Origin of the sequence: Brevundimonas sp., from assembly GCF_044336875.1 — a bacterium.
Taxonomy (GTDB): Bacteria; Pseudomonadota; Alphaproteobacteria; order Caulobacterales; family Caulobacteraceae; genus Brevundimonas.
Map to the genome: position 1 here is coordinate 1 of NZ_JBIIOP010000033.1, position 11,666 is coordinate 11,666.

11 protein-coding genes are annotated in these 11,666 nt (G+C 69.0%); 5 read left to right on the top strand and 6 right to left on the bottom strand.

Going from position 1 to position 11,666, the window contains the following annotated elements:
• Both ACIQ1T_RS18480 and ACIQ1T_RS18485 read right to left on the bottom strand, forming a co-directional pair.
• Positions 1-325: RNA-binding S4 domain-containing protein (locus ACIQ1T_RS18480; RefSeq protein ID WP_395946030.1), on the bottom strand; the 325-nt coding region annotated here is incomplete at its 3' end.
• A gap of 15 nt (positions 326-340) precedes the next feature.
• The gene (locus ACIQ1T_RS18485; RefSeq protein ID WP_395946031.1) at positions 341-1,330 is read right to left on the bottom strand and encodes an MDR family oxidoreductase; all 990 of its coding nucleotides are present in this window, start codon (positions 1,328-1,330) and stop codon (positions 341-343) included.
• Positions 1,331-1,436: 106 nt separating this feature from the next.
• On the opposite strand from ACIQ1T_RS18485, the gene ACIQ1T_RS18490 reads away from it, so the two are divergent.
• The 4 genes from ACIQ1T_RS18490 to ACIQ1T_RS18505 all read left to right on the top strand — a co-directional run bounded on the left by ACIQ1T_RS18490 (position 1,437) and on the right by ACIQ1T_RS18505 (position 5,235).
• Positions 1,437-1,817 carry a winged helix-turn-helix transcriptional regulator gene (locus tag ACIQ1T_RS18490; RefSeq protein ID WP_395946032.1) on the top strand — a complete coding sequence of 127 codons (381 nt, stop codon included), beginning with the start codon at positions 1,437-1,439 and terminating at the stop codon, positions 1,815-1,817.
• Positions 1,818-2,088: 271 nt separating this feature from the next.
• Complete coding sequence (locus ACIQ1T_RS18495) at positions 2,089-4,263, top strand: putative bifunctional diguanylate cyclase/phosphodiesterase (RefSeq protein WP_395946033.1); 2,175 nt, start codon at positions 2,089-2,091, stop codon at positions 4,261-4,263.
• Between the two features lie 64 nt (positions 4,264-4,327).
• Positions 4,328-4,630, top strand: a complete 303-nt coding sequence (locus ACIQ1T_RS18500) for a PadR family transcriptional regulator (RefSeq protein WP_395946034.1) — start codon at positions 4,328-4,330, stop codon at positions 4,628-4,630.
• Positions 4,627-5,235, top strand: a complete 609-nt coding sequence (locus ACIQ1T_RS18505) for a hypothetical protein (RefSeq protein WP_395946035.1) — start codon at positions 4,627-4,629, stop codon at positions 5,233-5,235. The genes ACIQ1T_RS18500 and ACIQ1T_RS18505 overlap by 4 nt, the downstream gene beginning before the upstream one ends.
• 56 nt (positions 5,236-5,291) lie before the next feature.
• Here ACIQ1T_RS18505 and ACIQ1T_RS18510 read toward each other — a convergent pair whose 3' ends face one another.
• From ACIQ1T_RS18510 to ACIQ1T_RS18525, 4 genes are read right to left on the bottom strand one after another with little or no spacing between them, the layout of a single operon-like run.
• A complete protein-coding gene (locus ACIQ1T_RS18510; protein WP_395946036.1) occupies positions 5,292-5,648 on the bottom strand; it encodes a hypothetical protein in 357 nt (118 codons plus the stop codon).
• Positions 5,645-8,158, bottom strand: coding sequence for a helicase-related protein (locus ACIQ1T_RS18515; protein ID WP_395946037.1), 2,514 nt, complete (start codon positions 8,156-8,158; stop codon positions 5,645-5,647). The genes ACIQ1T_RS18510 and ACIQ1T_RS18515 overlap by 4 nt, the downstream gene beginning before the upstream one ends.
• Before the next feature lie 46 nt (positions 8,159-8,204).
• Entirely contained in the window at positions 8,205-8,816 is a 612-nt protein-coding gene (gene fixJ / locus ACIQ1T_RS18520; RefSeq protein WP_395946038.1) for a response regulator FixJ, read from the bottom strand.
• Complete coding sequence (locus ACIQ1T_RS18525) at positions 8,813-10,288, bottom strand: sensor histidine kinase (RefSeq protein WP_395946039.1); 1,476 nt, start codon at positions 10,286-10,288, stop codon at positions 8,813-8,815. The genes fixJ and ACIQ1T_RS18525 overlap by 4 nt, the downstream gene beginning before the upstream one ends.
• A gap of 459 nt (positions 10,289-10,747) precedes the next feature.
• Between ACIQ1T_RS18525 and ACIQ1T_RS18530 the strand changes: the two genes are divergently transcribed.
• Positions 10,748-11,666 (top strand): CHASE3 domain-containing protein (locus ACIQ1T_RS18530; protein ID WP_395946040.1); only part of this gene is annotated, 919 nt, incomplete at its 3' end.

Consider the following 11,666-nt stretch of genomic DNA (forward strand, 5'->3'; position numbering starts at 1 on the left):
CACAATCAACCAGAACGCCGTGCGGGCGCCGGCGGTGGGGACCGCCCGCGACCACGGAGTAGAGGGCGCGGGCCTCCTCGGCGGGCCCGCGCCTTTCGCCCATCGCCTCCACCCGCAGCGTCGTGACCCGCCCGTCCTGGACGAAGGTCAGGGTGTCGCCGGGGTGGACGCAGCGGCTGGGCTTGTCGAGACGGGTCTGGACGCCGTTGTGCGTCAGCCGCACCGCCCCGCGCTCGACCAGGGCGGCGGCCAAGCCCCGGGTCTTCACGAAACGGGCGCGCCACAGCCAGATGTCGATGCGGCAGGACGCGTCCGTCTGTGTCATTCAGCAATCAGTCCCCTAGGCGTTGAGGTTCACCACGGTGCGGCCGCGCACCTGTCCCTTCAGGATGCTGGCGGCGACATCGGGCACGGCGGCGAGCGGAACCTCGACGACCGCAGACTCCAATTTGGCCAGGTCGAGGTCGCGCGCAAGACGGCTCCAGGCCTCGAGCCGCGCCTCGGTCGGGGCGTTGACGGAATCGATGCCGGCCAGGGTCACGTTGCGCATGATGAAGGGGGCGACATTGCCGGGCAGGTCCATGCCCTGGGCCAGGCCGCAGGCGGTGACCACGCCGCGATATTTCGTCCGGGCGATGGCGTTGGCCAGGGTGTGGCTGCCGACGGAGTCGACGACCCCGGCCCATTGTTCGGTCTGCAGCGGCTTGCCCGGTTCGGACAGTTCGGCGCGGTCGATGATCTCGGACGCGCCGAGCGACTTCAGATAGTCGGCCTCCTGGGGGCGGCCGGTCGAGGCGATGACGCGATAGCCCAGGCCGCTGAGCAGGGCGATGGCGACCGAGCCGACGCCGCCGTTGGCGCCGGTCACCAGGACGGGGCCGCTGTCAGGGGTGACGCCGCCGTGTTCGAGCGCCAGGACACACAGCATGGCGGTATAGCCGGCGGTGCCGATGGCCATGGCCTGGCGGGTGGTCAGGGCCTCGGGCAGGGGGACCAGCCATTCGGCGGGGACGCGCGCCTTCTGGGCGTAGCCGCCGTTGTGGCTCTGGCTGAGGCCCCAGGAGTTGGCCACGACCCGGTCGCCGGGCTTGAAGGCGGGGTTGTCGGAGGCCTCGACCACGCCGGCGAAGTCGATGCCGGGGATCATCGGATAGGACTGGATGATGCGCGGCAGGCCGCTGAGCGCCAGGCCGTCCTTGTAGTTGATGGTCGACCATTCGAGGGCGACGGTCACATCGCCCTCGCCCAGGTTCGCTTCGTCGAAGTCGACGACCTGGGCCTGGACCGTGTCGCCCGTCTTGTTCGCCACCAGGGCCTTGATGCTGCTCATGTCTCTAAGTCTCCGTTCGGGGGAATGGACCCTGAAACTGGCGCTTACGGTCAAGGACGCAAGAAGGTACAATGATGACAGGTACTATCATTGATGGACGTATGAAATGCGACCCAAGCGGCATGACGCCAAGAGCGGCTGCGCCGTCGAGGTGACCCTGTCGGTCATCGGCGGCCTGTGGAAGCCGATCATCCTGTTCCATCTGCTGGAGAAGAAGCTGCGCTTCATGCAGATCACCCGGCGGGTGCCGAATGCGACCCAGCGGATGCTGACCCTGCAGCTGCGTGAGCTGGAGGCGGACGGGGTGATCGTGCGCCATGTCTATCCGCAGGTCCCGCCCAAGGTGGAATACGAGCTGACGGAGTTCGGCCGCAGCCTGGCGCCGGTGCTGCTGACCCTGCGGGAATGGGGCGAGTCCTATCAGCGCGAACGCGGGCTTGAGACGACGCCGGCGGTCTGTGCCCCGAGCGAGACCGAGGCGGCCTAGGGCCGGGTTAAGGATGGGCGGACCGGGCGGCGCTGACGGGGATGCGTCCCGGCGGCGGCGGGCGGGCGGCCGGCTTCGCGATTCAGCCCATTGAAAAAACGATGTTTTATCGTTCGCACATTGGTTCGGCGCCGTATCGGGGCGCGGGGGTTCGCGTCTGGCGGGTCCTCCAGGCCAAGCTTTGCGGTTGTGGTCGCGGTTAATCACAACCCGTAGTTTGCCTTTAATGCGAATGGCCGATGCTCCATCCAAAATCGGGTGGAATAGCCAAATGCTTCTGCTGCAGAACGACATCCTCGAGATGGTGGCCCGGGGGGAGCCGCTGGAGGTCACCGCGAGAGCCCTGTGCGAACGGGTCGAGGCGCTGCTGCCCGACGTGGTCTGTTCCATACTGACGCTGGACGCCGAGGGCTGCGTGCATCCGCTGGCCGGCCCCAGCCTGCCGCCCACCTTCGGCGCCGCCTTCGAGGGTCTGCCGATCGGTCCGAACATGGGGTCGTGCGGCACGGCCATGCATACCGGGCGTTCGGTCGAGGTCACCGACATCGCCACCGACGAGCGCTGGGCCAACTACGCCTTCCTGCCCCTGTCCATCGGGCTGAAGGCCTGCTGGTCGACGCCCATCGTCGGGCGCGACGGCGGGGTTCTGGGCGCCTTCGCCTTCTATTTCCGCGACATCCGCGGCCATACGGCGCGCGAGGAAGAGATCGTCCAGGCCAGCATCCACCTGTGCGCCATCGCCATCGAGCGGGATCAGCAGGCGGCGGCCCAGCACCGGCTGGCCTATCGCGACATGCTGACCAGCCTGCCCAACCGGGCGGCGTTCAACGCGGCCTCGGACCGGATGGCGGCGAGCGGGGTCAAGCCTTCGGCCCTGCTGATCATCGACCTGGACAATCTGAAGACCGTCAACGACACCTTCGGCCACCGGGCCGGGGACTGCCTGATCCAGGCGGCGGCGACGCGGATCGAACAGAGCGCGGCGCCGAACCGCGCCTTCCGCCTGGGCGGGGACGAGTTCGCCATACTGATCGGCGGCGGGGCGGTCGACGCCGACCGTCTGCGGGGCCTGGCGGACCGCGTGCTGGAAAATCTGGCCGATCCGGTCGACTGCGACGGCCATCTGACCCTTCCGCGCGCCACCATCGGCGGGGCGACCGCCGGGGCGGAGACCACGGCCGACGAACTGCGCCAGAACGCCGACTTCGCCCTGTATCACGCCAAGGAGACCCAGCGCGGCGGCTTCGTCGCCTATTCGCCGGGCCTGGGCACCACCATGACCCGGCGGCTCAGCGCCATCCGCGACGTGGGCGTGGCCCTGCGCGAAGACCGGATCGAGGCCTATTACCAGCCCATCGTGCGGATCGACACGGGCGAGATCGTCGGGCTGGAGGCCCTGTTCCGGGTCATCACCGCCACGGGCGAGGTGATTGCGGCGGGCGACTATTTCGAGGCCACCTCGGACGTCCATACGGCGACGCGGCTGACGCGGCGGATGCTGGACATCGTGGCGCGCGACGTGCGGGCCTGGCTGGACCAGGGCATCTGGTTCCAGCACGTCGGCATCAACGCCTCGTCCGCCGACTTCCAGGGGGGCAGGCTGCACGAGGCGATCCGCGAGGCCTTCGCCCGCGAGGACGTCTCGCTGGAGCACGTCATCCTGGAGGTGACCGAGAGCGTCTATATGGGCCAGGACGGCGACGGGGTGGCGCGCGAGCTGCAGACCATGCGCGCCAATGGATTGCGGGTGGCGCTGGACGATTTCGGCACCGGTTTCGCCTCTTTGACCCACCTGTTGTCGGTGCCGGTGGACATCATCAAGATCGACAAGTCCTTCGTCGCCCGGATGGAGCCGGACAGCCGGGGCGCGGCCATCGTCGAGGGCCTGCTGACCATCGCCGCCAAACTGGGCATCCGGGTGGTGGCCGAAGGGGTCGAGACCCAGGCCCAGGCCGAACAGCTGCGCCGGTTCGGCTGCACCCTGGGTCAGGGCTATCTCTATTCGAAGGCCGTGGACCGCAAGGCGGTGACCCGGCTGCTGTTCGACCGGGCCCAGAAGCGCGATCCGGACATGGTCGACGCCGCCCAGGCCGAGACCGCCTTCCTCGACTTCCCCCTGGCCGCCACAGAGACGCCGGCGGCGACGGGCAAGGTGGTGCGCTACGCCATCCTGCTGTGCGGGACCGACTGGCGGGTGGTGTCGGAGCGCCGTCAGCTGGGGCGGTTCCCGACGCGCGCCGCCGCCTTCCAGTGCGCCCTGCGCCTGGCGCGCGAGGCCAATGCGTCCGGGGCGGCGGTCGAGCTGCTGCACGCCGACGCGGGCGGAGAACTGCGGGCGTTCCGCCTGACCGACGCCCATGCGGCGGACGAGATGCTGAGCGTCAAGCGCGCCCTGCCGGAGGACGAGGTGCGCGGGCTGAAATCGGGAACCAAGGGCGGGTTCTAAGGCGGCCGAACGCCTTTGAGAACGACGGTTGAACATAAAGGTCGATATATGTAGAGTTATCTGTATGAACCGCGCCCGTCGTCCTTCTCCGCAGACCCTCGCCGTCCTTGCGCTGCTGGTCCAGCAGCCGGATGATTGGTTCTATGGACTGGAGATATCTGTCGCGACGGGCCTGAAATCGGGGAGCCTGTATCCGATCCTGATCCGGCTCGCGGAGCGCGGCTGGCTGGAGAGCCGGTGGCTCGAGCCCGAGAGGCCGGGGCGGCCGCCTCGGCATGCCTACCGCATCACCGGCGCCGGGAGGTCAGCCCTTCGCGAGGCTTCCGGGACGTCGTCTTCGCTGATCCTGGGGAGGTCGCCAGCATGAACCTGATGTTGTCCGCAGCGCAGGGGATGATGCGCTTGGCAAGAAGGATCGCGCCGGCGTCGCGGGATGACTGGAAGGCGGCGATGCAGGGCGAGTTCAGCATGGTCGGAGACGCAAGGCAGGCCCTGTCCTGGTCGGCGGGGTGCCTCGCGACCGCCCTGGGCTGGCGTATCGCGCATGAAGCCCCGCCTGTGGCGGGGATCATCCTTGCGTCGATAGGCGCCTATCTGGCCTATCTGGCCCTGTTCTGGACGACGGACTATTCCACTTCCGACCTCCCGTTCCTGATGGTCCGGCAGCAGCAGGCCTGCATCGCCGCGGCCGGCCTGATCTGCGGTCTGATCTGGCCCGACCGGGCGCTGCTCACGGCCGTGGCCATTCCATCGGGTTTCAGCGGCGGCGGGTTTCTCCAGTTTGCATGGGTTGACGTCCTGACGCCGCGAGAAGGCCATTCTGGCTATCGGGAATGGGGCGTCTGGTCGTCGCTGGTCCCTGCTTTCGTCCTGGAGATCTGGCCGGGTGTGGCGGGCGCCCTGGCGGGTTTCGTGATCGCGAAGATCCTGCGGGGGGCGACGATGGAGCGGGCAGCCAAGTCCAGAGGCTGAGGCAACTGCTTCCGGCGACCGTCATGCAGGCACGGCGTGTCATGGCGGCGGCAGGGTCAGGCGGGGGCTGTCGCCAGCGCCGTCTGGAACCGTTGCAGAAAGACGGCGCGATCGACGCTGAGCGTCGCGAAGATCTCGCCTGTGTCCAGATCGCCCTGACGAAAACAAAGACGGTCGTCGCGACGGGCGGCGTCGAAGATCCAGCCCTGGTCGGCGTCGGAAAAGTCGGGGGCATCGTCCCGGCCCAGCCAGTCCGCGAAGGCGGCGAGGTCGGACATCCGGTCCCACCAGGGAAAGTCGAGGCCCACGGCGGGATCCGCCGTGGTCAGGTCGAGACGCATCCGGCCGTCGGCGACGACGATCCGGGGCGTCAGGTCCTCGGCGGGGACGGCGGCGGCCGCCCAGTCGGTCACAAGGCCGCCTTGGACTGACCTTCGGCCGGGGGCCTCTTCTTCGACCGGCGTCTGCGCGGGCGAGCCGGGGGCGGGGCGTTCAGGGCGGCGAGGGCGGCGAAGGGCGAGTCCTTCTGCGGCCTGGGCGCGGCGCCCGGCTTGTCGGGCATTCTCGCCCGTTCGGTCTTCAGGGCGGCGATGACCTGTTTCGCCTGATCGGCGGTCCAGCCGAGGTCGGCCAGGGCCGCGTCGGACAGGCGGCCGTGGTTGGCGGCGCGAAGTTCGGCCATCTTCTCCAGGGTCTCGACCGGGGCCAGCCAGCGGCCGGCCTGGCGCAGGCCGTGGGCCGACAGCAGTCGGGGCGAGGGGGCCTCGGTCGGCGTCGGGATCAGGTCGGGCGTGGCGGGGATCAGGGGGGCGGCGACGAAGGCCTGGGCGAAATGGCGGGCGCGGGGCTTCTGCAGGCCGGGCAGCCAGACGGAATGGACGCCGACGCGGATGGCGAAACTCTTGAGCGTGCGGCGCTCGACCTGGCTGAGAGCCGCCAGATCACGTTCGACGTCGCGGCGGTCGATCAGGCCCCCGGCCTCGATCAGGCGGAAGGCGACGCCCCGCGGCAGGCCCTTCAGGGAGCCGCTCTCGACCGCCTGACGCAGGCGGCGCAGGTCGCGCAGGGCGCGGCCGGCCTCGCCCGCCAGCCAGGCCTCGATGCGGCGCTGGGCCCGCTCGCGGGCGGGCGTGGGGCCCAGTTCGCCCAGCAGACGGACATGGGGCGAGAAGGGATCGGCGCCGGCGGGAGAGGCCTGGATCTGGGCGGTCAGGACGCCGCGCCACAGGACCGCGCCGTCGGGCGTGACGGCGAAGGCCTCGTCGGTCTCGGCGGCGAGCCGACCCAGGCGGCGGTTGATCTCGGGGGTGACGGCGCGGACGGCGGCCTGGCGCAGGGTGCGGTCCTCGAGCGCCGAGGCGCCCTTCTCCATCTGGAAACGCACGCCTTCCAGCTGGCCGACGACCTGGCCCTCGACGGTGACCTCGCCGTCGTCGGCGACACCCGCGAAAGTGTCGTCGCGGACGTTGAGGGCGCGCATCAGGGCGGTGGTGCGGCGATCGACGAAACGGGCGGTCAGCCGCTCGTGCAGGACGTCCGACAGGCGGTCCTCCAGGGCGCGGGTCTTGTCGCGCCACGCTTGGGCGTCATGGACCCAGTCGGGGCGGTTGGCGATGTAGGAGAGGGTGCGGACGGCCGACAGCCGGGCCGACAGCTGGTCGATCTGGCCGTCGTCGCGATCGACGAAGGCGAAGCGCGGCCCCATCCAGTCGTCGGTCAGGCGACCACGCTTGCCGGTCAGGGCATGGAAGACGTCCTTGGCCAGGCGGGCGTGCTCGTCCAGCGTCGTCTTCTGGAAGTCGGGCAGCTGGCAGGCCTCCCACAGCCGCATGACCGCGCCGCGCGAGCGGCCAATGCGGGCGATCTCCTCGTCCTTGACCAGGCGGCGCAGCAGGGTCTCGTCCAGGGCCTCGCCGGTCAGGGTCAGGCCGCCGACGCCGGGCGTCACCGTCAGGGAGCGCAGCAGGTCGGGCAGGGTGTCGAAGTCCAGCCGGGCGTTGCGCCATTCGGCGGTCGGCACGGGGTCGAACCGGTGCTCGACCACCTGTTCGACCAGGTCGATATCCAGATCCTCGGCCTCGGCTGTGACCCCGAAGGTGCCGTCGCGCAGGTGGCGGCCGGCGCGGCCGGCGATCTGGCCGATCTCGTGGGCGTGCAGCCAGCGGGTGCGGCTGCCGTCGAACTTGCGCAGGCCGGCGAAGGCGACATGGTCCACATCCATGTTCAGCCCCATGCCGATGGCGTCGGTGGCGACCAGGAAGTCGACCTCGCCCGACTGGTACAGGGCGACCTGGGCGTTGCGGGTGCGGGGCGACAGACTGCCCATGACCACGGCCGCGCCGCCGCGCTGGCGCCGGATCAGTTCGGCGATGGCGTAGACCCGCTCGGTGCTGAACGCGACGATGGCGCTGCGGCGGGGCAGGCGGGTCAGTTTCTTGGACCCGGCGTAGGACAGGGTGGACAGCCGGTCGCGCGTCACGATCTCGACGTCGGGGACCAGGCGGCGGATCAGGGGCTCCATCGTCCCGGCGCCCAGGAACATGGTCTCGAACCGACCGCGCGCATGGAGCAGCCGCTGGGTGAAGACGTGGCCGCGCTCGGGGTCGGCGACCAGCTGGATTTCGTCGATGGCCAGGAATTCGACCGTCCGCTCCAGAGGCATGGCCTCGACGGTGCAGACGAAAAAATGGGGCCGGGGCGGGACGATCTTTTCCTCGCCCGTGATCAGGGCGACGGCGGCGGCCCCGCGCTGTCTGACGATCCGCTCGTAGATCTCGCGCGCCAGCAGGCGCAACGGCAGGCCGATCATGCCCGAGGCGTGACCCAGCATCCGCTCGACCGCCAGATGGGTCTTGCCGGTGTTGGTGGGCCCCAGGACCGCCGTGACGCGGGAAGGGGCGAAGCCTGCGGACCGGTCGCTCATGACCCCCGCAAGGTGGCGACGATCGTCGCCGGGCTCAAGAGGGGATTCAGGCTTCTCCGACCGTCAGGCCCATCTTGACCAGCATCGACAGACTGGTGGCCTGCATCTTCTGCATCACCTTGGCGCGGAAGATCTCGACCGTGCGGGGGCTGATGTCGAGAACAATGGCGATCTCCTTGTTCGACTTGCCGTCGATCAGGGCGTCGAAGACCTGGCGTTCGCGCGGCGTCAGGGTGGCCAGGCGGGCAGCGGCCGCGTCGCGCGCCTCGCGCTCGGCGCCCCGGCTTTCCAGGGCGCTGAGGCAGCCGCGCACGGATTCCAGGATGCGGTTCGGGTCGAAGGGCTTCTCGATGAAGTCGACGACGCCGCTCTTCATCAGTTGGACCGCCAGGGGCACGTCGGCATGGCCGGTGATGACGATGACGGGCCAGGTCTCGCCGCGCAGGACGGACAGCTGATCGATCAGTTCGGTCCCTTCCATGCCCGGCATGCGCAGATCAGTGATGACGCAGGCGGTCTTTTCCTCGGGCAGGGCGTCCAGGAAGGTGGTGGCGCTGGGGAAGGCCCGGGCGCGTATGCCCTCGCCGCGCAGGAGCATCAGCAGGGAGTCCCTCATGGCCTGATCGTCGTCGACGACGAAGACGGAATGTTGGGTCATGCGGCTTCAAGCTCCGAGACACGTGAAAGGCTGAAGGAGAAGGCGGCGCCGCCCAGGGGGCTGCGGCCGACGGTCAGGGCGGCGTTGTGGCTCTCGACGATCGAGCGGGTGACGGACAGGCCCAGGCCCATGCCGCCGGCCTTGGTCGTGGTCATCGGCTGGAATATCCGATCCATCTGATCCTCGGCGATCCCGGGACCATTGTCCTCGACGCGGATTTCGTAGGCGCGGCCGGGCAGGCTGCGGCCGGTGACGGAGACCAGTCCGTCGGGGTGTCCCGTCACGGCGTCCACGGCGTTGCGGACCAGATTGGCGACGGCCTGCTGGATCTGGATACGGTCCGCCAGAACCCGGTCTTCCATGTCGTGGACGTCGATGCGGATCGTGACGCCGGTGTCCTTGCCGATCAGGTGGAAGATCGGCGTCAGGTCGTCGATCATCGAGGACACGCGCTCGTCGGCCAGGCTCTGGGCGCCGGTCGCGATCAGCTCGCGCATGCGGCGGATGATGTCGCCGGCGCGCAGGAGCTGGGTCTTGGCCAGGTCGAGCGCGCGGCTGGCGCTGTCCCCGATCGGGCCGGCGCGGGCGATGTCGGTCTGGCCCGCGTGCAGATAGACCGTCGCCGCCGTCAACGGCTGGTTCAGCTCGTGGGCCAGGGTCGCCGCCATCTCGCCCATGGAGTTCAGCCGCCACACGCTGCTGAGCTGGCCGGAAAGCTCGCGGGTGCGTTCGCGCGCCGCCAGGGCCTGGCGCTGGTCGGCCAGCGACAGGACGAGGCGTTCCGGGGCGGCTTCCTCGCCGAGACGGTTCGCATGGATCGTCATCGGCACAGTCTCCCCGCCGGGGCCCCGCACCGACCAGTGGCCTGCGGCCGGAGGCGGGGCGACGCCGCCTTCGGCCACGGCGGCGAAGATGGTCATGTCGAAGTCGGGAGCGAAGCTCTGGAAGGGGCGGGTCAGGGCGTCGGACGGCGCGACGCCGAGCAGGTCCGCCGCCGCCGGGGTGATGCGGAGAATGCGGCTGTCCTGATCCAGGGTCACGACGGGAATGGAGGTCAGGATCGTGTCCAGCAGGGCGCTGCGCGCCATCAGGTCGCGCGACAGGGCGCGGGATCGGTCCAGGGCGGCGATCAGTCGGTGGCAGACCTCGGCCATGCTCGAGGCCACCACGACGAAGAGGATGGCGTTGGCGGCCGCGTCCAGCGCGCCGGCGCGGGGAATGATGACCAGGCTGGAGATCAGGGAAAGCGCGACGGCGGTCACGGCGGCGCTGCGATGCGCGAGCAGGGCCGACACCATCACCGCCGCCATCATGGGGAGGTAGTAGAAATGTCCCAGGGGTTCCAACAGGGCGCGAAACCCGACCGCAATGGCGACCGAGGCGGCGCCGAACAACACGCCCCCCCACCAGGTTCTCGCAAGTCGCGCGAAAGGCCACGGCAGACCGGTCTCGGCAAGGTCCGCCGTACGCATTCGCTTCATTCGGGATCTCGCGATGGCGAAATCATCATAGGCGCACCAGTGCCGCTTTTCTGACTCAATCTATAGCAGCCCCTACCTTAGGGGAAAGTACGTATTATTGCGTTTTAATTACGGAGGGGGTGCTGTTTCGCGCTCGACTATATGGGTTTGCCTCTCTCGGTAGTCGATAGGGCGTTTCACCAGACCATTGTTACGCAATCCTACCTAAGTCTCGGTTCAGGAATAATATTAATCATCATCTCATCCTCGTTGAGCAGAATGCAGATGCTCCAAGGTCGATGATGTCTCTCAAGTCCTTCTCTCGCGCCCAGGCCGCCGCTGCGCCTGTGCGATCGGCGTATCGCCGATCGATGCGGGACGGGCGGACGAGGACGGCGGCGGCCCTGGATCTTGCCGCAGCGGGCTCGCCGCAGGCGGCTCAATCTTACTGAGACCTTGGGGGGGCTCCGCGTGAAGTTCATCGAAAACATGCCTGTCGGGCGAAAGTTGTTCGCCGCGTTCGCGCTGGTGCTGGCGGCGATTGTCGTCATGGGCGCCGTGGTGATCACCAATCTTCTGGCGCTGGAAAACGCCGACAAGGCGCGCAGCGCCGAGAATGCGATGAACCGGGCCGCAGCCCGCGCCGAGTACCGGCTGGCGAAACAGGAGAACTCCTATCGCGGCTATCTGCTGTCGAAGGACCCCTATTATCTGGAACGGATCGACGGGCATCGCGACGAGTTCAAGAAGGCGCTGGAGGAACTGCGCGCCGACCTGCCGCAAGAGCGCCGGGCGCCGATCGACAAGGCGATCCAGGCCAGCGACGGCTGGTACGCCAATGTCGTCAAGGCCGGTCAGGCGCTGGTGGCTCAAGGCCGCACCGCCGAGGCCGAGGCCATGGTCGGCGAAGGCGGGGTGGCCGACACCTTCATCAAGCCGATCGAAGCCGCCGTCGACGAGTTGAAGGCGACGAACCAGATCGCCCTGGACGCCGCCCGCGAAGCCCAGGCCGCCGCCGCCAAGGCCGCGCTGGTCGCCCTGTGCGCCGGTCTGGCCGTCGCCATCGTGCTGGCCGTCATCGTCGGGGTGATCGCCACCCGCTCCATCGTCGTCCCGACCCTGGGCATGATCGGCTACATGCAGAAGCTGATGGGCGGGGACACGTCGATCCAGGTGATCGGCGCCGACCGCAAGGACGAGTTCGGCAAGATGGGGCAGGCCATCGTCGCCTTCCGCGACGCCGCCATCGAGAAGGTCCGCGTCGAGGCCGAGGCGGCGTCTCACCGCTCGATGAGCGAGAACGAGCGCCTGGCCAACGAGGCCGAGAAGGCGCGTGTCGCCGAAGAGGACCGGATCGCATTGACGGCGCTGGCCGGCGGCCTGTCGGCCA